The 24,817-nt window shown below is 66.2% G+C and carries 16 protein-coding genes and 1 pseudogene; 8 read left to right on the top strand and 9 right to left on the bottom strand.

Features of this window, described 5'->3' with window-relative positions:
* Window positions 1-125: 125 nt before the first annotated feature.
* Entirely contained in the window at window positions 126-1,490 is a 1,365-nt protein-coding gene (locus IFT65_RS09705) for a glutamate--cysteine ligase (RefSeq protein WP_188326192.1), read from the top strand.
* Between the two features lie 446 nt (window positions 1,491-1,936).
* Here IFT65_RS09705 and IFT65_RS09710 read toward each other — a convergent pair whose 3' ends face one another.
* Window positions 1,937-2,989 (bottom strand): NAD(P)-dependent alcohol dehydrogenase, encoded by a 1,053-nt coding sequence (locus IFT65_RS09710; protein WP_188326193.1) that lies wholly within the window; start codon window positions 2,987-2,989, stop codon window positions 1,937-1,939.
* A 104-nt stretch (window positions 2,990-3,093) separates the two neighbouring features.
* Between IFT65_RS09710 and IFT65_RS09715 the strand changes: the two genes are divergently transcribed.
* Window positions 3,094-3,978 carry a LysR family transcriptional regulator gene (locus IFT65_RS09715; RefSeq protein WP_192081277.1) on the top strand — a complete coding sequence of 295 codons (885 nt, stop codon included), beginning with the start codon at window positions 3,094-3,096 and terminating at the stop codon, window positions 3,976-3,978.
* Between the two features lie 209 nt (window positions 3,979-4,187).
* Window positions 4,188-5,075 (top strand): DUF4097 family beta strand repeat-containing protein, encoded by an 888-nt coding sequence (locus IFT65_RS09720; protein WP_192081278.1) that lies wholly within the window; start codon window positions 4,188-4,190, stop codon window positions 5,073-5,075.
* Between the two features lie 30 nt (window positions 5,076-5,105).
* Here IFT65_RS09720 and IFT65_RS09725 read toward each other — a convergent pair whose 3' ends face one another.
* On the bottom strand, window positions 5,106-13,679 hold the full coding sequence (locus IFT65_RS09725; protein WP_249405112.1) for a glucoamylase family protein: 8,574 nt from the start codon (window positions 13,677-13,679) through the stop codon (window positions 5,106-5,108).
* Between the two features lie 301 nt (window positions 13,680-13,980).
* On the opposite strand from IFT65_RS09725, the gene IFT65_RS09730 reads away from it, so the two are divergent.
* From IFT65_RS09730 to fghA, 3 genes are all read left to right on the top strand, one after another.
* Window positions 13,981-14,256: a metal/formaldehyde-sensitive transcriptional repressor gene (locus IFT65_RS09730; protein ID WP_192081280.1), complete on the top strand. Its 276-nt coding sequence runs from the start codon at window positions 13,981-13,983 to the stop codon at window positions 14,254-14,256.
* 88 nt (window positions 14,257-14,344) lie between these two features.
* Window positions 14,345-15,454: an S-(hydroxymethyl)glutathione dehydrogenase/class III alcohol dehydrogenase gene (locus IFT65_RS09735; RefSeq protein ID WP_188326198.1), complete on the top strand. Its 1,110-nt coding sequence runs from the start codon at window positions 14,345-14,347 to the stop codon at window positions 15,452-15,454.
* Window positions 15,455-15,505: 51 nt separating this feature from the next.
* Complete coding sequence (gene fghA, locus IFT65_RS09740) at window positions 15,506-16,324, top strand: S-formylglutathione hydrolase (protein ID WP_192081281.1); 819 nt, start codon at window positions 15,506-15,508, stop codon at window positions 16,322-16,324.
* 85 nt (window positions 16,325-16,409) lie between these two features.
* Here fghA and IFT65_RS09745 read toward each other — a convergent pair whose 3' ends face one another.
* The 6 genes and pseudogenes from IFT65_RS09745 to IFT65_RS09770 all read right to left on the bottom strand — a co-directional run bounded on the left by IFT65_RS09745 (window position 16,410) and on the right by IFT65_RS09770 (window position 22,200).
* On the bottom strand, window positions 16,410-17,270 hold the full coding sequence (locus IFT65_RS09745; protein WP_188326200.1) for a PA4780 family RIO1-like protein kinase: 861 nt from the start codon (window positions 17,268-17,270) through the stop codon (window positions 16,410-16,412).
* 161 nt (window positions 17,271-17,431) lie between these two features.
* On the bottom strand, window positions 17,432-17,767 hold the full coding sequence (locus IFT65_RS09750) for a hypothetical protein (RefSeq protein ID WP_188326201.1): 336 nt from the start codon (window positions 17,765-17,767) through the stop codon (window positions 17,432-17,434).
* Between the two features lie 72 nt (window positions 17,768-17,839).
* Window positions 17,840-18,781, bottom strand: coding sequence for a DegV family protein (locus IFT65_RS09755; protein WP_188326202.1), 942 nt, complete (start codon window positions 18,779-18,781; stop codon window positions 17,840-17,842).
* Between the two features lie 83 nt (window positions 18,782-18,864).
* Window positions 18,865-19,494 carry a DsbA family protein gene (locus IFT65_RS09760; RefSeq protein WP_188326203.1) on the bottom strand — a complete coding sequence of 210 codons (630 nt, stop codon included), beginning with the start codon at window positions 19,492-19,494 and terminating at the stop codon, window positions 18,865-18,867.
* 19 nt (window positions 19,495-19,513) lie between these two features.
* Window positions 19,514-20,692: pseudogene (locus IFT65_RS09765) on the bottom strand (amidohydrolase family protein); the annotation flags it as partial.
* A gap of 104 nt (window positions 20,693-20,796) precedes the next feature.
* Window positions 20,797-22,200 (bottom strand): amidohydrolase, encoded by a 1,404-nt coding sequence (locus tag IFT65_RS09770; RefSeq protein ID WP_192081283.1) that lies wholly within the window; start codon window positions 22,198-22,200, stop codon window positions 20,797-20,799.
* 186 nt (window positions 22,201-22,386) lie between these two features.
* On the opposite strand from IFT65_RS09770, the gene IFT65_RS09775 reads away from it, so the two are divergent.
* Window positions 22,387-22,926 (top strand): DUF924 family protein, encoded by a 540-nt coding sequence (locus tag IFT65_RS09775; protein WP_192081357.1) that lies wholly within the window; start codon window positions 22,387-22,389, stop codon window positions 22,924-22,926.
* 99 nt (window positions 22,927-23,025) lie between these two features.
* Here IFT65_RS09775 and grxD read toward each other — a convergent pair whose 3' ends face one another.
* Window positions 23,026-23,952, bottom strand: coding sequence for a Grx4 family monothiol glutaredoxin (gene grxD, locus IFT65_RS09780; RefSeq protein ID WP_188326206.1), 927 nt, complete (start codon window positions 23,950-23,952; stop codon window positions 23,026-23,028).
* Between the two features lie 59 nt (window positions 23,953-24,011).
* Here grxD and IFT65_RS09785 point away from each other — a divergent pair, with 59 nt between their 5' ends.
* Window positions 24,012-24,791 carry a polysaccharide deacetylase family protein gene (locus tag IFT65_RS09785; protein WP_188326207.1) on the top strand — a complete coding sequence of 260 codons (780 nt, stop codon included), beginning with the start codon at window positions 24,012-24,014 and terminating at the stop codon, window positions 24,789-24,791.
* The last annotated feature ends 26 nt before the right edge of the window (window positions 24,792-24,817 follow it).

Consider the following 24,817-nt stretch of genomic DNA (forward strand, 5'->3'; position numbering starts at 1 on the left):
GCGGGTGGGATGCTGAAGTCCGTCACGGAGGCGTGACGCGGGCAGGCCGCACGCTATAGTGCGCCCTTGTGATGAAGGGGCGGCAGCCCCATTCCATCGGCCACCCCACCAGCGAGTCCTGTCCCTTGTCGAGCCCCAGCCACGTCGCGCAGACGCCCATTACCGATCGTTCGCAGCTGGTGGAAGTGATTGCCTCGGGAGAAAAGCCGCGCAGCGCCTGGCGCATCGGCACCGAGCATGAAAAGTTCGGCTTCCGCCTGGACGACCTGCGTGCACCGACCTTCGATGGCGAGCGCGGCATCGAGGCGCTGCTGCAGGGTCTGCAGCGATTCGGCTGGGAAGCCGTGCAGGAACAGGGCCGCACCATCGCCCTGCTGCGCGATGGCGCATCGGTGACGCTGGAGCCCGCTGGCCAGCTGGAACTGTCCGGCGCCGCGGTGGAAACCATCCACCACACCTGCGTGGAAACCGGCACCCATCTGAACGAGGTGGCCCAGGTCGCCGGTGAACTGCAGCTGGGTTTCCTCGGCATGGGATTCCAGCCGAAGTGGGCACGCGACGAAATGCCGTGGATGCCCAAAGGCCGCTACCAGATCATGAAGAACTACATGCCCAAGGTCGGTTCGCTCGGCCTGGACATGATGACGCGCACCTGCACGGTGCAGGTCAACCTGGATTACGCCACTGAAGCGGACATGGTGAAAAAGTTCCGTGTGTCGCTGGCCCTACAGCCGATCGCCACTGCGCTGTTTGCCGATTCGCCGTTCACCGAGGGCAAGCCCAACGGCTTCCTCAGCTACCGCTCGCAGATCTGGACCGATACCGATGCGGACCGCACCGGCATGCTGGATTTCGTGTTCGACGACGGGTTCGGTTACGAGCGCTACGTCGATTACCTGCTCGATGTGCCGATGTACTTCTCTTACCGCGATGGCGTGTACCACGATGCCAGCGGCCAGAGCTTCCGTGACTTCATGGCCGGCAAGCTGCCGGTGCTGCCGGGCCAGCTGCCGACGCTGACCGACTGGGCGGACCACATGACCACCGCGTTCCCGGAAGTGCGGTTGAAGAAGTATCTGGAGATGCGCGGCGCGGACGGTGGTCCTTGGAGCCGCCTGTGTGCGCTGCCTGCGTTCTGGGTAGGCCTGCTGTATGACGATGAAGCACTGGATGCCGCATGGGATCTGGTGCGTGACTTCACGCTGGTGGAGCGCCATGCACTGCGCGACGGTGTGCCCCGGCATGCGATGAACCTGCCGTTCCGCAACGGCACCGTGCGCGACCTGTCGCGCGAAGCGGTCAAGATTGCGGTGGGTGGCCTGAAGCGTCGTGCGGCGTTGAACGCCGACGGCATGGACGAAAGCCATTACCTGGATGTGCTGCAGGAAATCGTCGAGTCCGGCTTGACGCCGGCCGAACGCAAGCTGGCGCTGTTCCATGGCCGCTGGAACGGGGATGTGGACCACGTGTTCCGCGAGTTCGCGTACTGATTGCTGCGAACGGGCAACGTCATCGCATTCGCGCTGCCGCGCCCACGCTTTGCTTCGCAAACCGCGGGCCCCGTCTCACCAGCATCCACACCCCGCCGCTTCGCGTCCGCCCCTGACTCAGGGGCTCCCTCCACCCGACGGGTCAACGGTGCCTGCGGTAGCGCCGACCCATGGTCGGCGGAATGGTTGCGCCAACGGCCCGCTGCGCTCGCCGACCATGGGTCGGCGCTACCGCTTTCCTTCTTTTTTCATACGTGGCGGGCGGCCACGGAACCTGTCGGGGGCCGGGCGGTGGGGTTGGGCGGGGGCGTTGAGCGCCAAGGATGGCGCGAAACGAGGCCCGCAGGATGCGGCTGTTGCCGTCCCCCGACCAAGCTCATCGCCCGGCCCAATACCCGTACAACTACACCTCCCACCACGAGGGGCTCAGCCGTTCGCTGCAACGATCAGCCCTTGATCGAGGCCATGTCGATCACGAAGCGGTAGCGCACATCGTTCTTCGCCATCCGCTCCCATGCTTCGTTGACGTCCTGGATGTTGATCACTTCGACGTCGCTGACGATGCCGTGCTCGGCGCAGAAATCCATCATCTCCTGCGTTTCGGCCATGCCGCCGATCGCCGAACCGGTCAGGTGTTTGCGACCGAAGATCACGCTCACGCCGGTCAGCGGCGGGTCCAGTTCGGTCAGCACGCCAACCAGGCACATGGTGGCATCGCGCTTGAGCAGGCCCATGTACGGGTTGGTGTCATGGCCGACCGGAATGGTGTTGAGCAGGAAATCGAAGCTGCCGGCATGCGCCTTCATCTGCTCCGGATCGCGCGACACCAGTACCTCATCAGCGCCCAGGCGCGTGGCATCGGCGCCCTTTTCCGGGGTGGTGGTGATCATCACCACGCGTGCGCCCAGTGCCTTGGCGAACTTCACGCCCATGTGGCCGAGGCCACCCAGACCGATCACGCCAACCTTCTGGCCCGGGCCCACTTTGAAATGGCGCAGCGGCGAATAGGTGGTGATACCGGCGCACAGCAGGGGGGCAGCGGCCTTCAGGTCCAGCTTCTCCGATACCTTCACCACGAAGCGCTGTTCGACCACGATGTGGTCGGAGTAGCCGCCCTGGGTGGCTTCGCCGGTCTTACGGTCGGTACCGTTGTAGGTGAAGGTCGCTCCCTCGGCGCAGTACTGCTCCAGATCGTGGTTGCAGGCGTCGCAGTGGCGGCAGGAATCGACCATGCAGCCGACGCCGGCGAAGTCGCCGACCTTCAGCGTGGTGACGTCGGCACCGACTTCCACCACCTTGCCGATGATCTCGTGGCCGGGGACCATCGGGTACTTTGCGCCACCCCAGTCATCGCGGGCCTGGTGGAGGTCGGAATGGCAGATGCCGCTGTACAGGATCTCGATGCGCACATCACCGGCGGCGACGGCGCGGCGCTCGAAGGAGAACGGCACCAGCGGCGCGGTGTTGGAATGCACGGCGTAGGACTTGGCGAGGGACATGGGGGATCCTTGGCAGGGTTTATGGAAAGGCGCTTTACAATACGCCGGCTCGGGCGGGCGACATAGGCCGTTGATCGGGATGATTCATCAAGGCGCACTGCACAATGGCAACCGATAACCTGACCCACCTCGCGGCCTTCGCCGCCGTGGCCCGGCACTGCAGCTTCCGCCGTGCCGGGGCCGAACTGGCGCTGTCTACGTCGGCGGTCAGCTATGCCATCCGCGCGCTGGAAGAGCGGCTGGGCGTAGGCCTGTTCCACCGCACCACCCGCAGCGTATCGCTCACCGAAGCCGGGCAGCGGTTGATGGAGCGCCTGCAGCCCGCCTTGGGGCAGGTGAGTGACGCGCTGGAGGAAATGAACCAGTTCCGCGCCACCCCGGCCGGCCTGCTGCGCATCAATGCCGCACGTGCCGCCGTGCCGACACAGCTCAGTCCACGCCTCAGCCGTTTCCTGCAGGCGCACCCGGATGTGCGCATCGAGGTGACCGAAAACGACGGTCTGGTGGATATCGTGGCGCAGGGCTTCGATGCGGGCGTCCGCCTGCACGAGTTCGTGCCGGAAGACATGGTGGCCGTGCCCCTGGGGCCGCCGCTGCGCGGCATGATCGTCGCGTCGCCCGCCTATCTGGCTCTGCACGGCGCGCCCCTGCACCCGCGCGATCTGCTGCAGCACCAGTGCGTGCGATTCCGCTTCGCCAGTGGGCACCTCTACAAGTGGCAGTTCGAGCAGGGCGCAGAGACGTTCGAGATCGACGTGCAGGGCCGACTGACCTTGAGTGAGCAGACCACCATCGTGCGCGCGGTGCTGGATGGGTTGGGCATCGCCTACGTGTTGGAAGACGCTGCGCGGCCGTGGCTGGACTCGGGACAGCTGGTGAGCATGCTCGAAGACTGGAGTCCGCCCTTTCCGGGGTTCGTGCTGTATTACCCACGGCAGCGGCAGATGACATCGGCGCTGCGCGCGTTCGTGGATATCGTGCGCGGCTAGCGGACGGCAGACGACGTGCCGGTGATGCCACATTCCTGGCAGGCAGACTGCGTGGGCGCCGCTAAGGTGGAGTTTAGTTGCTGCCGCGCTCGCCGCAGCGGCACCCTGTCATCCGCTTCAGGAGCACGCGCATGTATGCATCCCATTCTGTTGCAGCGACCGCCGGGCGCACCCGCGGATTGGCCCCGCTAGACGCGCCAGCACACTCCATGCGCAGCGTCAGCGATGACCTTCGCACCCAGCCCGGGCGACGCTACGGCCAGCTGGTATCGGTAAGTGGCGACGTCAGGATTGCGGCCCGGGCCATAGTGGGCGGCGCCACCACGACCAGCGGCGATATCCATGTACACGAAGAGGCAGCGGTGGGGCCGGTCGGCAGCATCAGTGGTGATCTGGTGGTGGGCAACAGGGCCTGGGTGCGTGGTGCGGAAACCGTGAGTGGCAATATCACGCTCGGCCTCGATGTCGAGGTGGAAGACGGGGTCAAGTCCACCAGTGGCACGATCAAGACAGATCACGGCTGCCGCATAAAAGGCGATGTGAAATCCGTCAGTGGCGATATCGTGCTGCATGCCACGAAGGTGGAGGGAGATATCCATGCGGTGTCGTCTGACCTGACGGTGGCGGCGGACTCACAAGTGAACGGCGGCATTCACCTGCACCGGACGACGAGCGCGTCGTGCCGCCTGCCGCGTATTGTCATCGGGCCGCATGCGCGCGTCGAAGGGGGCCTGGTGTTTGACGCGCCGGTAGACCTGTTCGTGCACACCACCGCTCATACCGGGCCGATCCGCGGTGCCAGCCGGATCGTTTACAGCACGCCGCATCCACCGCACGCGGCGCTGCAACCTGGCCCACAGCCACCTCCAGCATCCCCGCTGGAGATGACTCTGCAGGCCCTTGCGCAGCGTGTGCAGGTACGCGTCAGCAACACGTCCAGAAACACCGTCGTGATGGGTAACACGTCCGGTGAAAGGACCGTGATCACAAGCACATCCGCCAACGGCAGCACCACCATCACCGGCAGCGTCACGGGCAACGTCACCCACTACAGTGCCGGTCCCTGTCAGATCATCACGATGGGCCAGCCGTGGTGATATGCAATCCGCTCCGCTGCAGTTGCGGGCTCACCCAACATCCGCAGCGGGGCGCCACCAATGCAGCGTGGCGTCATGCACAGCGCCATCATCAAGCAGCTCGATGCGCAGGTCGGACTGCATGATGCCGTCAAGCAGGAGCTGCGTGGTCGCATCTTCGCTTTGTTCAATCCGAATCACATACAGGCTGCCGCCAAAGCGATAGCGCAGGGTGTAGTGCGTCCATGCCGCAGGCAGGCAGGGCGCCAGCAGCAACTGATTTCCTTCGCGCTGCATGCCGAGCAGTGACTCGGTCAGCAGCCGGTACATCCAGCCGGCCGAGCCGGTGTACCAGGTCCAGCCGCCGCGGCCCGTATGCGGGGCAACCGCGTAGACATCGGCCGCCAGGACGTAGGGCTCCACTTTGTAGATCGCCAGCGCCTCGGCATCCACGGCATGGTGGATGGGATTGATCATGTCGGCCAACGACCAGGCCATCCGTGCGTTGCCCTGCTGCGCGAAGGCCATGGCCGCCCACACCGCGGCATGGGTGTACTGGCCGCCATTTTCGCGCACGCCGGGCACGTAGCCGCGGATGTAGCCCGGATCGGTGGATGTCCTGTCGAAGGGGGGATCCAGCAGCTTCACCAGGGCGGCATCGCGATCCACCAGATGTTCCGCCAAGGAGGCCATCGCGGTGTCGGCACGCTGCGGATCCGCCGCACCGGACAGCACTGACCAGCTCTGCGAAATGGAATCGATCCGACATTCATCGCTCTGTGTAGAACCCAGTGGCGTGCCATCGTCAAACCACGCACGGCGGTACCACTGGCCATCCCATGCATGGGCCTGCAGGGCATCGTGCAGGCGCTGTGCCTGCGTGCTGCAGTAGTCCGCGAAGGCTTGATCACCGCGGGCATGGGCGAGGCCGACGAAGCGCTGCAGCGTGTCGAACAGGAAGAAGCCCAGCCACACGCTTTCGCCGCGCCCTGCATCGCCTACGCGGTTCATGCCATCGTTCCAGTCGCCCGTTCCCATCAGCGGCAGTCCGCGTTCGCCAACGAGCTCGCAACCGCGGCGCAGGGCGAGCACACAGTGCTGGTAGAACGGCTGCCGAAGCGGCGAAATCAGCGGCGTATCGTAATAAGACTCTTCGTCTGCATTGACCGGACGCCCTTCGATGAAGCCGACGACCTCATCAAGCACACTCTGATCGCCGGTGACCTGCACGTAGCGGCAGGCGGCAAACGGCAGCCAGAGGTAGTCGTCCGAGCAGCGCGTGCGCACACCGCGGTTCTGCGGTGGATGCCACCAGTGCAGCACGTCGCCCTGCGGGAACTGCTGGGCAGCGCACAGCAGCAGATGGGCGCGGCTCAATGCAGGATCGGCATGCACGGTGGCCATGGTGTCCTGCAGCTGGTCTCGGAAGCCGAATGCACCACCGGACTGGTAGTAGCCGCTGCGTGCGACATAGCGGCAGCCCAGCGTCTGGTACATCAGCCAGCCATTCACCAGCACGTCCACGCTGGGGTCGGGCGTTTCAACCTGCACCGCACCCAGCAATCCCTCCCAGTGGGTGTGCAGCGCGTCCAGTGCATCGTGGGCGCTGCGGCTGCCCTGCACCGCGCGTGCAAGCTGCAGCGCTTCCTCGCGGTCCTTGCCCATGCCCAGGCGGAAGATGATTTCCTGTTCCTGGCCATCGTCCAGCACCACCGGTGCCTGCAGCGCCGCGCACGGATCCAGTCCAACGCCAAGGCGATCGGACAGGCGCTCGCGCCGCAACGCGGCAGGGTAGGCCACGCTGCCATTGCGGCCGAGGAACTCGGTGCGGCTGGCCGTGTGGCTGCCGTCGCGGGCATCGGTGTCGAAGAACGCGACCCGACCGCTGAAGTCGGTGTTGTAGGGATTGCGTGCAGTCAGTGCGCCGGTCTCGGCGTCCTGCTCGCACACGATGTGCATCTGTGATTTCCCGCGGAGGTCTGCCAGCACCCACTCCACGTACCCCGTTGCGGACAGGCGGCGTGCACGACCGGACACGTTGCGCAGCTTCAGCACCGAATACTTGACCGCGTCGTTCACGGCGACATAGATCCACAGGGCCGAGGCGATGCCGTCTTCGGTGTGCTCGTACACGCTGTAGCCGAACCCGTGGCGCACACGGTAGTCACCGCGACCACGGCAGGGCAGCGGCATGGGCGACCAGACATGTCCCGTTTCTTCGTCGCGCAGGTAGAACGCCTCACCGCCGCTGTCCGACACCGGATCGTTGTGCCATGGCGTCAGGCGGAACTCGTGCGCGTTCTCGTACCAGGTGTACCCCGGCGCGCTTTCGCTGACCACGGTGCCCAGCTTCTCGTTGGCCAGGACATTGGACCAGGGGGCCGGCGTCGGCGCTCCTTCGCGAAGGGTGATGATGTATTCGCGGCCGTCGGCCGAGAAGGCACCGATGCCGTTGTCCTGCAGCCGCCCCTCAGCGACGTCGCGGAAGGGGCTCGGCGCCGTGCCGATGACCGTCTCAGGGTAAGACGCGGTGTTGCCCGGATCCACCCATCCGGTCACCTCGTCGGCCGTCTTTGTCGGCGCGTCGATGACGAGATCAGGCGGCAGTCGGTCAGCGGGCTCGTGACGGCCGACCTGGGTGGCCAGCGTGCCACGCTGGTCACTGATGATGACCCGCGCCACCGATTGCAGCAGCACGCGATCCTCCGCCGACATCTGGTGACCCGGCCGCACGAAGATGCCGCCGGGACGATCCAGCACATTGGCTTCTGGATCCGCCGAAATCATGCCCAGGATCTGGTCCTGCAGCAGCTGGCGATAGCCCGGCTGGCTCTCGTTCCAGATCACCAGATCCGCACGCAGTCCTTTCAGGCGCCAATACGCATGCGCCTGCACCATCTGCCGCACCAGTTCGATGTTGTCGGCGTCCGCGATCTGCAGCAGGGCGATCGGCAGGTCGCCGGATATCCCGTGCCCCCACAGCCCCGACTGACCACGCTGGTTCTGTAGCAGGACGGCGGGGTCGGCACGCAGCAACGGGTTGGCATGCACGATCAGCCCCGCCAGCCGCTCGTACAACTGGGCATCCGTCTGCGAGGCATTGATCTGGCGGCGGACCACTTGGCTGTGGGTCCAGGCGAGATCGAAGACGCGGTCAGCCAAGCGCCGATCCCGGTACTTGTCGACCAGCGCCATGCACGCATCACGATCGGAGCCAACGCCCTGCACCATGTCGACCATCACCGTCTGCCCAGGGGCCAGCTCGATCCGGCAGCGGATCGCCACGATGGGATCCAGCACCGAGCCTTCGCTGTCCGACAGCGCGTCAACGGCCAGCAGCGCGTGCGGAGCACGCGGCGTGTTGCCCCGTCCCAGGAAGCGCGCACGGTCGGTCTCGTACGAGATCGCGCCGATGTCGGCATCGTGCACTGCCACGAGGTGGAACATCCACGGTGGGACTTCATCATGCGAGCGCGGCCGCCGCGTGCACAGCAGCGCCTGCTTGTCGCGCACGATCTCGGTCTGCACGAACAGATTGCTGAAGGCAGGATGCTGCTCATCCGCCGCCGCCGGTGCCAGCACGACTTCGGCATAGGTGGTGATCTCGATGGTGCGGGTGTTCCGGCTGCGGTTGCTCAGGCGCAGTCGGCGCAGCTCGATGTCGTCCTCTGCCGAAATGGCGATCTCGAGATGGCTTTCGTAGCGCTGCCGGCGTCCACGGAACTCCACCTTCGCATCGGAGAAGATGGCTTCGTACTGGTCTACCGGCGCGCAGGTGGGTTGCAGCGAGGTCGACCAGAAATCACCGCTCTGTACATCGCGCAGATAGCAGAAGGTGCCCCAATGATCGCGGGTGCCATCTTCGCGCCAGCGGGTGATGGACAGGTCGCGCTGCCGGCTGTAGCCGCCACCGGCACTGGTTACCAGGCTGTGGAAACGGCCATTGGACAGCAATTGCACGGCCGGCCTGGACGTGCCGGGGTTGTGGAAGATGCGAAGGTGCGTTTCGGTTTCCGCGTTCATGGCTGGCTCGCCGACACCCTCCGCCTGGTGCGGGTGGAAGATGCCGCTGCGTGGTACGCGCTCCTGCAGCAGCAGCAGCGAGGCCTGGAACTCCGCGTCGGCAACGAAGCGCTGCTGCATGGGTTGCTGTCTCAGCAGATACACCAGCGACAGCAGCCCCATGCCCTGGTGGTGTGCCATGAACGCGCGGATCACGGCATGGTCCTGCCCGTGCGGTACGCGTGCCGGGGTGTAATCAATGGCCTCGTAGAAACCGAAATCGCTGCTGAAGCCCAGCGCGGCCATCTGCTGCAGGTTGAGGCAGGCAGCCTCCGGGGCGACCATCAGGGCCATCATGCTTGCGTACGGGGCGATCACCAGGTCCTTGCCGAGCCCACGCTTCAGTCCCAGGCCGGGTACGCCGAAGGCACGGTACTGGTAGTTCATCCGTGTATCGACGGTGTTGTAGCCGGACTCGGAAATACCCCAGGGCACGTTGTGCTGTGCGCCGTAGGCGATCTGCGCCTGGACGGCATGCAGTGCCGTCTGGTCCAGCAGCGTATCCGGATAGCTCGGCATCACCAGTTGCGGCATCAGGTACTCGAACATCGAGCCGCTCCACGACAGCAGCGTGGCGTTGCCATTGACCTCGGTCAGCAGGCGGCCGAGCGCGAACCAGTTTTCCTGGGGGACCTGCCCCTGCGAGATGGCCACGAAACTGCACAGGCGTGCTTCAGAGGCGAGCAGGTCGTAGCAGCCACTGTCCAGGCGGCGTTCGTCGACGTTGTAGCCGATCGACAGCAGATGCCGTGACCGGTCGTACAGGAAGGCCTGTTCCATCAGGGAGAACTGACCCGCGACATGCGCCAGTCGTTCCATCTCGCGGATGGTCTCGCGCGCACGTGTGGCGGCGGCCGGGTCGAGCACCTGCGCGGCAAGGTCGCGCAGGCTGGGCAGTGCCGCGTCTGCGGGCATCGCCGTGCCGACAAAGTACTGGAGTTCGGCCAACGCGTCGGTGCAGGCGTTGGCCAGCGCCGTGGGCCAATGCGGAACCGGGACGTCGGCGGGAGCCGCAGCAGGCCACGCCTCCGCAATCGCCTCGGCGTGCCGCGCCAACGACGCCAGGCTGTCGGCTGCCGTGCCCAGTGTGCCGGGAGGCTGCTGCTGGACCTGCGTGAGCAGCGCACGGAACGTGCCGACCGCAGTGGACAGGGCGGCATTGTCCGCGTGGCCGGAAAGCCGGTCTTCCTCCAGCACGCCGAGCGTATCGGCCAGCCCCGCGAAGGTCGCAGGCGCGAGCACCGGCGCATCCGCCAGCGCCAGCAGGCCCTGGCGCAGGGTCAGCAGGTGGCCGGCAAGGTTGCCGCTGTCGACGGTGGAGATGTACGCGGGAGGAAGCGGCTGCAGGGTGTCGGTGGTGTACCAGTTGTAGAAATGCCCGCGATGGCGTGGCAACGCGTCCAGCGTGGAGAACACCCGCTGGGTCCGCTCCAGCACCGTCCTGGCCTGCACATAGCCGAAGTCGTGCGCCGACAGGTTGGCCAGCAACGAGAGGCCGATGTTGGTCGGTGACGTACGTCGGGCCACCACGTGGGTGGGGTGCTCACGCACATTGTCAGGTGGTAGCCAGTTGTCTTCTGCACGGACGTAGGTTTCGAAGAATGCCCACGTACGCCGTGCGAGCCTGCCCAGGAACGCGACCTGCAGCGTGGACAGGTTCGCGTCGCGGTGCAACGCCGGTCGACCGAGACGCGCCATGATCAGCGGCGCACCGGCCCACAGGATAAGGAAGGGCAGGGCGACCCACAGCGCGGCAGGCTGCCGTGCGGCGATGACCGCGGCCAGGCCCAGCGATGCCAAGGCAACCGGTCCCATGCTGCGCAGCTCGGCCTGCATGCCATTGCCCAGGCTTCGCTCCACCTCGCTTGAGGGATTCCACTGCAGCAGATGGCGACGGCTGACCAGGCTTCGCCACAGTGTGCGGCCGATGGCCGTCAGGCTGAAGAGCGCTTCGTAAGGCAGGCAGGCCAGGTTGACCGCCGCGCGCAGCAGTTGCTGCGACGTGGCCTGGCCGAGGCGGACCAGATGGGCCTCCATGGGCATGTCCACGGGCATCAGGAACAGGTCACGCAGTGCAGGAATCAGCACTGGCAGCAGCCACAGGCTGATCAGCCATGCCGTCCATGCCAGCGGCGCCGGTGCGATGAACCAGCCCAGTACCAGCAGGACCGTCATGGCGATCGGCACAAGGCTGCGGCGCAGGTTGTCCAGCAGCTTTCCCCGTGACAACCACGACAGGGGATTGCGTTCGTAGCTGCCGTCCTTGCGCGGTACCCACGGCAGCAACCACGGCAACAGCTGCCAATCACCGCGGATCCAGCGGTGCCGACGCTTGACGTCGGCGGCGTAACGGGTCGGGTAGTCCTCGTACAAGCGCACGTCGCTGATCAACCCTGCCCGTGCGTAGCAGCCTTCCAGCAGATCGTGGCTGAGGATGCGATTGTCCGGGAACCGGTTTGCCAGAGCGAGCTCGAACGCATCGACATCGTAGATGCCCTTGCCGACGAACGAGCCCTCGCCGAAGAGATCCTGGTAGACGTCCGACACGGTGCGCGTGTACGGATCGATGCCGCCCTCGCTGCCGAACATGCGGGCATAGCGCGAGCTGCGCCGCCCGCCCAGGCTGGTGCCCACGCTTGGTTGCAGGATGCCGTAGCCCCGCACCACGCGGCGCCGGGTCGGGTCGAACTGGGCCTGGTTGAGCGGATGCGCCAGGGTGGCGATCAGTTCCCGCGCGGCATCGCGTGGCAGGCGGGTGTCGGTATCCAGCGTGATCACATAGCGCACGTCGGCCAGCACCGCGATCCTGCCGGTGACCTGCAGGAAGTCCTCCGTGGCGCCCTCGCGGAGCAGCCGGTTCAGTGCGGCCAGTTTGCCGCGCTTGCGTTCGTAGCCCATCCAGCGCTGTTCGCTGGCATTCCACTGGCGGGGGCGGTGCAGCAGGAAAAACAGGTCGTCTTCATCGCCATGGGCTTGGGTTGCCACGTAGCGCTGGTTGAGTTGATCTATCTGGTGCGCGGCGCGCTCAAGCAGCGCCGCGTCCGACGGCAGGCTGGCCTGGTCGGCGTCGAGGAAGTCGGTCAACAGTGCGAAATGCAGGTAGCGATCGCGGTTGGCGAGGAAGCGGACTTCCAGTGCTTCGACGAGGCTGTCCACCTCCTGGAGGCTCCCCAGCATGCTCGGCACCACGACGAGCGTGCGCGCCTGCGGCGATATTCCCGTCGAGTAGTCCATGCGGGGCAGCCGCTGTGGAGACGCCAGTACGGTGGCGGCCCAGTTGACCAGCACGATGCCGAGCTCACTGAAGGCGAGCACGGCGAGCGTGGCCACCAAGGCCAGCAACGCGCCGTGCAACGGCAGTGCGGTGGCCAGCAGGCCCCAGGTCAGCAGGCCGACGATGGTGGAGATCGGCAGCAGGTAGACGGCCAGCGGGATCCGCTGCGGTCGCATGCGAAGACGCGTGGACCCCGACCGGGTCTGCGAGAGCCGCGCTTTGAGTTGCGGCATTCCATCGTCAACGAGATAGAAGCCGACATGGGAACGGAAGTCGCCTGGCGTCGTCTGCGCCGCGGCACGGGCCAGTTCCACCGCGCAATCGGCGACGAGGCGCTCGTCGATGCGCCCCCGCCGCGCGATCCGTTCGACAACGTGGCGATAGCTGTCGCGCGTGCTGAAGTCCATCAGCGGGTAGGTGCCTGCGGGATCCTGGCGCAGCCCGCGTTCGACCACGCTCATGCTTTCCACGAAGTCGCGCCAGTCCATCGTGGCCAGAAAGCGAAGGCTGCCGATGCTGTTGCTGATGGACACCTGGTCCGCCGCCTGCTGCTGGCTCTCCAGGTGGACCAGCTCTTCAGTACGATGGCCCTCGGCGGCGGCCCATTGCTCCAGCCAGGTGATGGGCATCGCGAACACGCCGCCGCGGCCCTGCAGCCCCCGTGAAAGCTCGGACACGAACGCGCCAGAGAGCGGCGGACGCGAGCGCGCCAGATCGGCAATCACCAGCACCACGTCCTTCGGGCTGGTCGCGGCGACCTGATTCAGCCGTGCGGCCCAGGAATTGGCCAGCCTGCGGTCGGCACCGTCGTGCACCACGCGCACGGCCATCCGGCGCAGGTTGTCGATCAGGGCCAGGCGCAGCATGATCGGGATCGCCCACAGCTCGCCCAGCTTCAACGGCGCGATCGTCTGGTACGCCGCGATGAAGCGGCTGAGCGTTTCACCATCGATACGCCCATCACCGTGCGCGATGGCTTCCAGGGACAGCGCGTACACGCGCGGCAACCCGGCCGACGGGCCTTGGGTGAGCGAAGGCAGCTGGCGGCTGTAGCCGGTGGGAAGGTGTCGGCGCGCCGTGTGGATCTGCTCTTCAACCAGATAGTAGTTGTCCAGCAACCACTCGCCCGCAGGCGTGATGCGCATCTCCTCCTGCACCATGGCAGTGAGCAGGTTGAAGGCATCGGACAGCAGGCTTTCGTTCTCTGCAAGTCGGCCCAGCAGGCGTTCCTGGCTGGGGCGCGAGTGCACGGCGTGCGAGCGGGCCAGGGCATGGCCGTGGCGTTCCATCTGCTCAACGTTGAACAACGACGCGCGGAGGGGCTCTTCTACTTGAATCGGCGTTCTGACGGTGGCTTGGCGCAAGCGGCGCCAGAGACGTCGGCGCTGGCGTGACCAGCGAGCGAGAACGCGCAGGACCTGAAGCATGGAAGATCCTGATAGCGGCAACGATGACCGCGGAATGTCTTCACTTGTTGCATACGCAGGGGGACAAGGGTGTGACGACTCGGCGCGCCGGGAGTGCCTTTGCGCCGAATCCACGTCGCTGTGTATACTATCCCCCAGTATAGTTCATCAGTCTGGATCCCCGATGCCGCATTCCCTCGAAGAGAAGAAGAAAGTGCTGGCTCGCGTGCGCCGGATCCGCGGCCAGTGCGATGCCCTGGATCGCGCACTGGAGGCCGGCGCCGAGTGTGCGCCCGTGCTGCAGCAGATCGCCGCCATCCGTGGCGCGGTCAACGGGCTGATGTCCGAAGTGATGGAAGCGCATCTGCGCGAAGAGTTCGGTCAGCCGGCAGCGTCCGATGCACAGCGCGCCGAGCGCGTGCGCGACATGAGCGCGCTGATCCGTTCCTATCTGAAATGAACCTGGCCCGCCGCGCGGGCCCTCGTAAACAAGCGCGAAACGCGCACCTGCCTACCCTTGTCCTTGCCTGTCCTCTGGAGAATCCACCATGAAGTCCCGCGCCGCTGTTGCATTTGGCCCCGGCCAGCCGCTGAAGATCGTCGAGATCGACGTCGCCCCGCCGAAGAAGGGCGAGGTGCTGGTCAAGATCACCCATACCGGCGTCTGCCATACCGATGCTTTCACGCTGTCCGGGGATGATCCGGAAGGCCTGTTCCCCGCCGTGCTGGGCCACGAAGGCGCCGGCATCGTGGTGGAGGTCGGCGAGGGCGTGACCAGCGTGCAGCCGGGCGATCACGTGATTCCGCTGTACACCGCCGAGTGCGGCGAGTGCCTGTTCTGCAAAAGCGGCAAGACCAATCTCTGCGTCGCCGTGCGTGCCACCCAGGGCAAGGGCGTGATGCCCGATGGCACCACCCGCTTCAGCTACAACGGTGAACCGATCTACCACTACATGGGCTGCTCGACCTTCAGCGAGTACACCGTGGTGGCCGAGGTATCGCTGGCCAAGATCAACCCGGACGCCAACCCGGAGCAGGTCTGCCTGCTGGGCTGCGGCGTCACCACCGGCATCGGTGCCGTCCACAACACCGCGAAGGTGCAGGAAGGCGACAGCGTGGCGGTGTTCGGCCTGGGCGGCATCGGGCTGGCCGTGATCCAGGGCGCGCGCCAGGCCAAGGCCGGCCGCATCATCGCCATCGACACCAACCCGTCCAAGTTCGAGTTGGCACGCGAGTTCGGTGCCACCGATTGTGTGAACCCGAATGATCATGAAGCGCCGATCCAACAGGTCGTGGTGGAAATGACCGGTTGGGGCGTTGATCACAGCTTCGAGTGCATCGGCAACGTCAACGTGATGCGCGCGGCGCTGGAATGCGCACACCGCGGCTGGGGACAGTCGGTGGTGATCGGCGTCGCCGGTGCCGGCAAGGAAATCTCCACGCGTCCGTTCCAGCTGGTGACGGGACGCAGCTGGAAGGGCAGTGCCTTCGGTGGCGTCAAGGGCCGCAGCCAGCTGCCGGGCATGGTCGAGGATGCGATGAAGGGTGACATCGAGCTGGCACCGTTCGTTACCCACACCATGGATCTTGAGCAGATCAACGACGCCTTCGAGCTGATGCATGAAGGCAAATCGATCCGCTCGGTCGTGCATTTCTGAAGCGCGCGCCGGCCTGGCGCCGGCGCCTCCTGGACAATTGGAGACACCCTGATGGAACGCATTGAACACCGCGCCTGCGCGGGCGGTTGGCAGGACGTATACCAGCATCGATCCGAGGTGCTGGGCTGCGACATGAAGTTCGCGGTGTACCTGCCCCCGCAGGCGGTGACGCGCAAGCTGCCGGTGCTGTATTGGCTGAGCGGACTGACCTGCAACGAGCAGAACTTCATCACCAAGGCCGGCGCGCAGCGCTACGCGGCCGAGCACGGCATCATCCTGGTCGCGCCGGACACCAGTCCACGTGGCGATGACGTGGCCGATGCGGAAAGCTACGACCTTGGCAAGGGCGCGGGTTTCTACCTCAATGCCACCCAGGATCCGTGGGCGGCGCACTACCGGATGCACGACTACATCGTGGAGGAACTGCCGGCGCTGATCGAAGCCCATTTCCCGGCAACCGACCAACGGGGCATCAGCGGCCATTCGATGGGCGGACATGGCGCGCTGGTGCTGGCACTGCGCAACCCGGGCCGCTACCGCAGCGTGTCTGCGTTTTCTCCCATCGTCGCGCCCAGCCAGGTGCCGTGGGGCGAGAAAGCGTTCACTGCCTACCTCGGCGAAGACCGCAGCAGCTGGGCACAGTGGGATGCCAGTGAACTGGTCGCGACCGCCAGCGAGCGGCTGCCGTTGCTGATCGACCAAGGCGACGCAGACGAGTTCCTGGGTGCACAACTGCAACCCCAGCGCCTGCAGGCCGCCTGCGAAGCCGCGGGCCACCCGCTGCAGCTGCGCATGCAGCCCGGCTACGACCACAGCTACTATTTCATCGCCACCTTCATCGGCGAGCACATCGCCCACCACGCCCGCTGAAAAAAAGGGGACGGAGGGGATTAAGTCGTTTCCGGCCTGACGGCCAGAAACGACTTAATCCCCTCCGTCCCCTTTTTTGCATTCTTCAGTCGTCGTCTTCTTCGGCGGCTTCGCGGCCCTGCTGGCGGATCAGGGCTTCTTCGCGGGCATCGTTGATGGCGTGGCGCACGCTGTCCAGGTCGATGGTGGATTCGTCATGGACGAAGATGCCGGTCAGCGGGCTGTCCGGCAGCAGATCGCCGGCCTCGAACAGGGCCCACATCTCTTCGCCATACCAGCTGTCCAGCAGCTCCGGGGCGAAGCGGCCGAGGTAGGCGGTGAGATTGTTCACATCGCGCAGCAGCATCGTCCGGGCTGCATTGTTGCCGCCCGCGCTGACCACCTGCGGAAAGTCGATCACCACCGGTCCATCGGGGCCGACCAGTACGTTGTAGGGCGACAGATCGCCGTGGATCAGGCCGCAGCAGAGCATGCGCACGACCTGGCGGACCAGTACCTGATGGAACTCACGGGCCTGGTCCGGTTCCAGTTCGACTTCGCCCAACCGGGGCGCCGAGAAGCCGTCCGCATCGGTCACCAGCTCCATCACCAGCACGCCATGGAAGTAACCGTGGGGCTCGGGCACACGTACGCCGGCGTCGCGCAACTGGTACAGCGCGTCCACTTCGGTGTTCTTCCACGCGGTTTCCTGCTGCTTGCGGCCGTATTTGCTAGCCTTGCCCACCGCGCGGGATTCGCGGCTGCCACGGACCTTGCGGCCTTCCTGGTACTGCACGCGCTGCTGGAAACTGCGCTGGGCCATGTCTTTGTAGACCTTGGCGCAGCGCACGTCGTCGCCGCTGCGTACCACGTACACAGCCGCTTCCTTGCCACTTTTCAGCGGACGCAGCACTTCATCGATAACGCCGTCGTCGATCAGCGACTGCAAGCCTGGGGGGGTCTTCACGGAACCTCGGTGGGGCGGCCGACGCCAATGGCTGGCCAGAAAGAGGGGGATTTTCGCACCTTCCCGCCGCTGCGGCCACCCGCCGCAAAAAGGGGACGGAGGGGATCAAGGCGCAGGCGGCATGGCCGAAAACGACTTAATCCCCTCCGTCCCCTTTTGTTTCAGCGGACTTCGCGCAGTTCCCAGTGGTGGCCGGCGAGCAGGCCCATGCGCTGGCGGAAGACGTCGCCGTTGATGCTGGTGGTCACCTGCAGGTTGATCCGCAGGTCATCCTGGGTGCCGCTCACGGTGGCGCCCGGATCGGTCACGCCCCACTGCGCGGGGACGGCATCGGGGTCGTTCTGCTTTGCCTTCCATTTGTCGAACAGTGCCGTGGAAGTCAACGCGGCCTGCAGTTCTTCAGCAAATCCCTGCGCGCCCTGCGAATGAAAGGACAGGGCGGTGTCGTTGCCGCGGGCTTTGGCCGGGTCAGGCAGGCTGATGTAGTACGTGGTCATCGGGATCTCCGTTCAATGTGCCAAGCGTTGCAGGGGCGAAGTGCAAACCGTGTGCAGAGTGCTCTGGCCTCATCATTCGAAACGATGCGGACCATCCGCGAAGCCGACGGTCAGCGCCCCTTTGCCGACGTTGACCATGCCGGTCAGGCTCATCACCGTTTCATACACCTCCACGCCATGGTCCCCACAGACCTGGCGCAGCGACGCGTAGCCAGGCAGGGCACGCAGTTCGTCCAGTTCGCCGCCATAGCTCAGGCACACGGTCGGGGTCATCAGCCCGGCACGTACGCGCTGGCCGACCACATCGAACAGCTTGGTCACGGCGTTGTCGAAGCCCTTGATCTTGGCCACCGGGCCGGTTTCGCCCCGATACCCGTGCAGTACCGGCTTGATGTCCAGCGCGCTACCCAGCGCCGCACTGAGCAATCCGACGCTGCGATCGCCCTTGTGCCGGGCCCGCGCGCGCATGTAATACAGGTCGCGGGTGATCATGTAGCCGTGCACGTTGCCGGCCAGTTCTTCCAGCCGCTCGCGGATCTGCTGCACGCTGGCGCCGCTTTCACGCAGGCGCACGGCCTCGATCGCGGTCACCGCCTGGGCGGCAAACAGGTTCTGCGTGTCGATCACCCGCAGGGCGAAGGGCGAGTTGAAGCCCGCCGCCTGCCGGACGGGTTTGTAATCGTTGAGGATGGCGAAGCTGGCCTGCATCGCGTTGTCGTGGATCGGACTGCGCGTCTTGGTGATGGTCATGCAGAACACGTGGTCGTAATCGATGACCAGGCGCTGCAGGAACAGGTCACGGATCTGCTGCACGCTGAAGGGGATGGTCTCCGCTTCGGCGCCATGCTCGGCAACGTGGGCATGCAGGAAACTCAGGGTAGCCTGCTCGTCACGGTGGTCGGCCAGGATGGCTTCACCGATCCGCACGGTGATGGGCAGCAGGACGATCCTGTGCTGGGTGATGAAATCCTGCGGCAGGTCGCAGGCCGAGTCGACGACGATTCCTATACGCATTCGCAGGCCCCCTCCAGGCGCGTTTGCTGGCTTGAAAGCGTGAACGCTATCGCAAAATGGAGGGCCGCGCGCGTGCCGGACGTTCAGCGATTCCGGTGCACGGCGGTGGGCAGGTCCAGCACGGCCTGCCAGTCCGGCTGCATCAGCAGGCCCGGATCGTCCAGCACGGCTGCCATCAACCGATGCGCATCGTTGCCCCAGAACAGTTCGCCATCGACCGACAGCGTCGGCACGCCGAACACCCCGGCCGCGATCGCGGCATCGGTATTCCGGCGCAAGGCCTCCTTCACCTCTACCGCGGCGATGGCGCTGGCGACATCCTCCACGTCCAGCACCTCCGCCAGCTGGGCAAGCGCAGCCGCCTCATCGGCAGCGCGGCCCTGTGCCCAGATCCAGTCGAACAGCGCATCAACGGCTGCCGTGGTGCAGCCGGCAGCGATGCACAGGCGCAGGGCGGGCAGCGGATTGAACGGATGGGCCGGTGGAAAGCGCAGGGCCACCCCTTCCTGTTGCGCCGTCCACAGCAGTTGCCGATAGGCGAAGCGCCGCTTTGCCGGGATCTCGGCCGGCCCCAGGTTGCCCAGGTGATGCAGCACGGCCCCCAGGGCGATAGGGACCGGCTGGATGCGCGGGAACTGCGGCAGGGTCTTCAGCTTCTGCCAGTGCAGATAGGCGTACGGGGAGACGAAATCGAAGTACCAGCGCAGCGCCATTGCATCGTCTCCGTCGGGGTCAGGGCTGTGCGGTGCGCTGCAGGTAGCGGTCGCGCAGCTCGGTCTGGCGCGAACGCATGGGCATCGCTCGCCCGCCCAGCCACACCTGTTCGGCATAGTGGGCCACATCCAGCGGATCGCCTTCCCACAACACCAGGTCCGCCAGCTTGCCCACTTCGATGCTGCCGATGCGATCGCCGACACCGAGTGCCTGGGCCGGTACGCGGGTCAGACCGGCCAGCCCGTCCGCCCACGGCAGGCCATGCGCTACGGCGTTGCCGGCCAACTGGCGGATCTTGCGCGCGTTGTGCGAGGCATCGCCACTCTGCGCGAAGCTGACCTCCACGCCGGCCTTGCGCAGGCGGGCGGCATTTTCAAGCGTGGCGCCGATCTGGTCGAAGGTCGTGGGCAGGTTGCCCAGGCCGTCGACGAACACGGGCACGCGTGCCTGCGCGAGTTCTGCGGCCAGTTGCCAGGCTTCGGCGCCTCCCACGATCGCGATCTTGACCTTCTCGCGTGCGGACCAGCGCAGCAACTGGCGGATGTCCGATGCGCGGTCCACCTCGATGATGATGCGGCCCTTGCCCGCCAGGTAATCGGCCAGCGTGCGGCGTCCCGCGGCGGTGAGCAGGGCATGCGGTGAATCGGTGCCGACCCGGCCACGCGCTTCGTCGATCATCTGCTGCAGCAGCATCCACTGCGCGGCGCGCGACTTGCCGGTCAGCTCCGCGGCAGCCGACCCCAGGCGCAGGTACAGCGCACGGGGGCCGATCGGATCGGCGCTGCCGTCCAGTCGCACCACGCCGCCCTGGCCGGCCACGAAGCCGCCACCGGTATGGGCACCCAGTGCAGTGAAACCGATGCCCTCCACGCGGGCGACCGGCACCAGGATCGAGGCGGGGTTGTAGGCCAGGGTGACGTCGAACTCAGGCCGCAGCGGCTGCGAATCGAGAGTCAGCGTGCTGTCCACGGTGCTCTCCTCGCCCGACACCTCTTCGATGCCGATCTCGGTGATGCCACCGAACAGGGCCGGCGTCAGGGGGCGGCCGTTGGCTTCCACCACCGGTACCCCGGCCGGTGCGGCCAGGCCCGTACCAATGGACTGGATCAGCCCGGCACGGACCAGCACATCGGCGTTGTCCAAGCTGCCGCGCGCACCCACCGTATGCACGGTTGCATTGCGGATCAGCAGATCCTGCGCTGTGACCGTCATCGGCAGCACGGAGGCCGCGGCGAGGAACGCCATCGCCGGGGCAAGCCACGCCCGCTGGCGCTTGATCTCCATGGTCGAACGACTACCCATCACCGCACCTCCTGGCCAAGACGGAAATCAGACACCGGCTTGCTGCCCGGATCGGCGCGGTCGAAGTAGCGGTGGCCGTCGATGAACACCTCGTCGGCCAATGCATACGAACTGAAAGGATTGCCGTTCCACACCACCACGTCGGCGTTCTTGCCGGCCTCCAGCGTGCCGGTGTGCTGCTCGATACCCAGCGCCTTGGCCGCGTTGTAGGTCATCCAGGTGATGGCCCGTTCCGGCGCGATGACCGGCATGTTGGCCCGGCGGGCCGACGCGATCACCTTCGCCGCTTCCTGGTTCAGGCGCTGGATGCCTTCGGGCGAATCCGAGTGCACGATGGCGCAGCTGTTGGCGGGCCGATCCACCAGCGCGATGTTCTCCTGGATACCGTCGAAGGCCTCCATCTTGAAGCCCCACCAGTCCGCCCACAGCGCGCCGCAGACGCCCTCTGCGGCGAGCCGGTCTGCCAGCTTGTAGGCTTCCACGCCATGGTGGAAGGCAGCGATCTTGAAGCCGAACTCGTCGGCCAGATCCAGCATCGTCGCCATTTCATCGGCGCGGTAGCAGTGGATGTGCACGCGGATGTCGCCCTGGATGGCGCCCGCCAGCGTATCCAGCTTGAGGTCGCGCTTGCCGCCGCTGTCGCCGCTGCTGTCTTCCTTGTCACCACCGAACCAGCGCTTGGGCTTGGCCGGCTTGCTGGTGTTCTTGGCGATGTACTCGCTGGCATCGATGAACGCGGCGCGGTATCCCGCCACATTGCCCATGCGCGTACCGGGCGCGGTGCCCTTGCCGCCGTAGACGCGCTTGGGGTTTTCGCCGCAGGCCATCTTCAGTCCCCAGGGGGCGCCGGGGAATTTCATGGCCTGGTAGGTCGTGGTCGGTACGTTCTTCAGCACCACGCCACGCCCGCCCACCAGATTGGCCGAACCGGGCAGGACCTGCATGCTGGTCACGCCGCCGGCGAGTGCCTCGGCGAAACCGGGGTCCTGCGGCCACACGGAATGTTCGGCCCACACATTGGCGGTGACGGGGGCGGTCATCTCGTTGCCATCGCTGTGCGCGCTGACGCCGGGGCTGGGGTAGACGCCCAGGTGCGAATGCACGTCGATCAGGCCCGGCGTCACCCAGCGGCCGCGCGCGTCGATGCGGCGGACGTCGGTGCCGGCCTGCAGGCCGCGGCCGACCTCCGCCACTTTTCCATCACGCAGCAGCACGTCCGCATCGTCCAGGCGCTGCCCGGTACCGGTAAGGACGGTGGCGTTGTGGATCAGCACGGCTTCGCTGCTGCGCGGCTGGTACGTGCTCGGATACGGATCCTGGATGAAGCGCGAAGCGCCGGTGGCCGGCGCAGCGGCCAGCGACAGCAGCGCCAGGCCGATGCCGGCGCGCAGCAGGTTGTGCATGATGTCCCCGTAAGCATGGTGGTGCAGGTCGCTGACGCTAGCGGAGTGGACCGCCGCTTGCCAAGTGACCTTCGGCCTGGCGCCGCCAGCGCGGTGCTGCGGGCAGGGTCACGCACAGCCCGTTGTGTCTCGTAGAATCGCCCCATGAAGAGCACGCAGTTCCCCCTCCAACCGGTGGAGCAGGACATGGACATGGCAGCACAGGTCGTGACGTTCTGGACCGAAGCCGGTCCGGCGAAGTGGTTCGCGCGCGATGATGCGTTCGATGCCCACTTCCGTAGTCTTTTCCTTGAGGAGCATCATGCTGCCGCATCACGGGCGCGCGAGTACTGGCTGTCCACGGCGGAGGGCGCGCTGGCGCTGATGCTCCTGCTGGACCAGTTCCCGCGCAACTGCTTCCGCGGCACCGCCCACTCGTATGCCACCGATGGACTGGCAAGGCATTACGCCATGCGGGCCGTGGAGGAAGGACTGGACCTGCAGCTGGTGCCGAAACTGCGCGCTTTCATCTATTTGCCGTTCGAGCACTCCGAAGACCCGCAGGACCAGGAACGGTCGGTGTCGATGTTCGACGTGCTGGGTGACAAGGAGTACCTGCAGTTCGCCGAACTGCATCGTGAGCTGATCCAGCGCTTCGGGCGCTTCCCGCACCGCAATGCGGTGCTGGGCCGGATGCCGACGCTGGACGAGCTGGACTATCTGGCAGAGGGCGGTTTCAGCGGGTAGGAGGGGCGCGTCGACCGCGATGCCGTGGCCCGGTTCGCCGAGCATGGCTCGGCGCTACCTTGAAAAGGCGGGCACAACGACCCGCCAGCCGGGGAGGGCTCAGTACTTCGGCACGCCGTTGTCCACGTCGTCGGACCACGCATCGATGCCGCCGGTCACGTTGTGCACCTTGCTGAAACCCAATGCGCGGAACTGTTCGGCGGCCTGCGCGCTGCGTCCACCGTGGTGGCACAGGAAGGCCAGCGCGGTGTCCTTCGGCAACGCTTCCAGCTCGGCACGACCGTTGCCATCGAACACCTTGAACGGCACGCCGACGGCAGCGATCGCACGCTCTTCGGCCGGGCGCACGTCGACCAGCACGACCGTACCGGCACGCACCAGGTCATCGGCATCGCGCACCGACAGCTCGGTGATCGCCTTCGGGGCGTTCGGGTTGTCGATCGCAAGGCCCTTGCCGCGGATGTCGTCCACCCAGTCGATGGTGACGCCGTCGGCGCGGCGCGCGCTGGCCAGGTCGAACTGCACGCGCAGGCCGTTGGATTCGGCAGCGATGGCATTGGCATCGAACGGGGCCAGCTGGAAGTTCGGCTGGAAGCGGGCATCGATGCCCAGCTGCAGCGACGCGCCGGGCGAATCGGCCAGTGCGCCCTTCAACATCTCCACGGCAGCCGGGGTGACGGTGATCGACGGCGGGGTGCGATCCGGCGCGGCCAGGCCGAGCACGCTGCTCAACTCGCCGCTGGAGGCCATCTGCAGGATGATGTCGCTGCCGCCGACCAGTTCGCCATCGATGTACAGCTGCGGGATGGTCGGCCAGTCGCCGTACTGCTTGATGCCTTCGCGGATGTCCTGGTCGGCGAGCACGTTGACGTGGCCGAACTCCACGCCCAGATCCTGCAGCGCGCCCACGGCCTTGGCCGAGAAGCCACACTGCGGCATGGCCGGCTGTCCCTTCATGAACAGCACGACGCGGTCGTTGGCGAGAATGGTGTCGATGCGCGAGCGCAGGGCGGGATCGAGGGACATGGCGGTTGAAATCCGGTGATATCGAACCGCTGATTCTACCCCCCGTGGCATCATGGGGCATGACCGCTGTGGAAACGCTGCATTGCCCCCCGCGCTGGCCATGGCATGCCCTGGCCGCGTTCGCCGTGTCCCAGGTGCTGGCGCTGGGGGTGTGGCTGTGGGCTGGCTGGGCCTGGGGCCTATGCCTGCTGCTGGCCAGCCATGCGCTGTTCCTGCTGCCGGTATTCCTGCCGAACAGCCGCTTCTACGCCCCGGTCGTCAGCCGGCTGCCGGCTGCGGTCGACGCGGTCTGGCTGACCATCGACGATGGACCGGGACCGGATACGCGCCGCGTGCTGGACCTGCTGGACCGGCACCAGGCACGGGCGACCTTCTTCCTGGTCGGTGAGCGCGCACTGGCCCAGCCGGAGCTGGTACGCGAGATCGTGGCGCGCGGGCACGACCTGGGCAACCACAGCCACACGCACCCGGAGCGGCGCTTCTGGCGTCTGGGCGCGACGGCCATGGCAGCCGAGCTGGGACGGTGCCAGTACGCCCTGCAGGCGCTGACCGGGCAGCCGCCGCGCTGGTACCGCTCGGTGGTCGGCATGACCAATCCGTTCGTCGCCCCGTTGCTGCGGCAGCATGGCCTGACCCGCGTCGGCTGGAGCGCGCGCGGTTTCGACGGCGTGTCCTGCACGCCGGCGCAGGTGCTGGCGCGGCTGGCGCCTGATCTGCGGGCAGGGGCGATCGTGCTGCTGCACGAGGGCAGTGCGCATGGGCACAACCTGACGATCATCGAAGGCGTGCTGCAGGCGCTGGACGCGCGTGGACTGAAGGCCCGTCTGCCTGCGGAATGATGGGCCCGCCCGCCACAGCGCCTTCC

Source organism: Stenotrophomonas sp. CFBP 13725, from assembly GCF_014841935.1.
In the GTDB taxonomy this organism is placed as follows: domain Bacteria; phylum Pseudomonadota; class Gammaproteobacteria; order Xanthomonadales; family Xanthomonadaceae; genus Stenotrophomonas.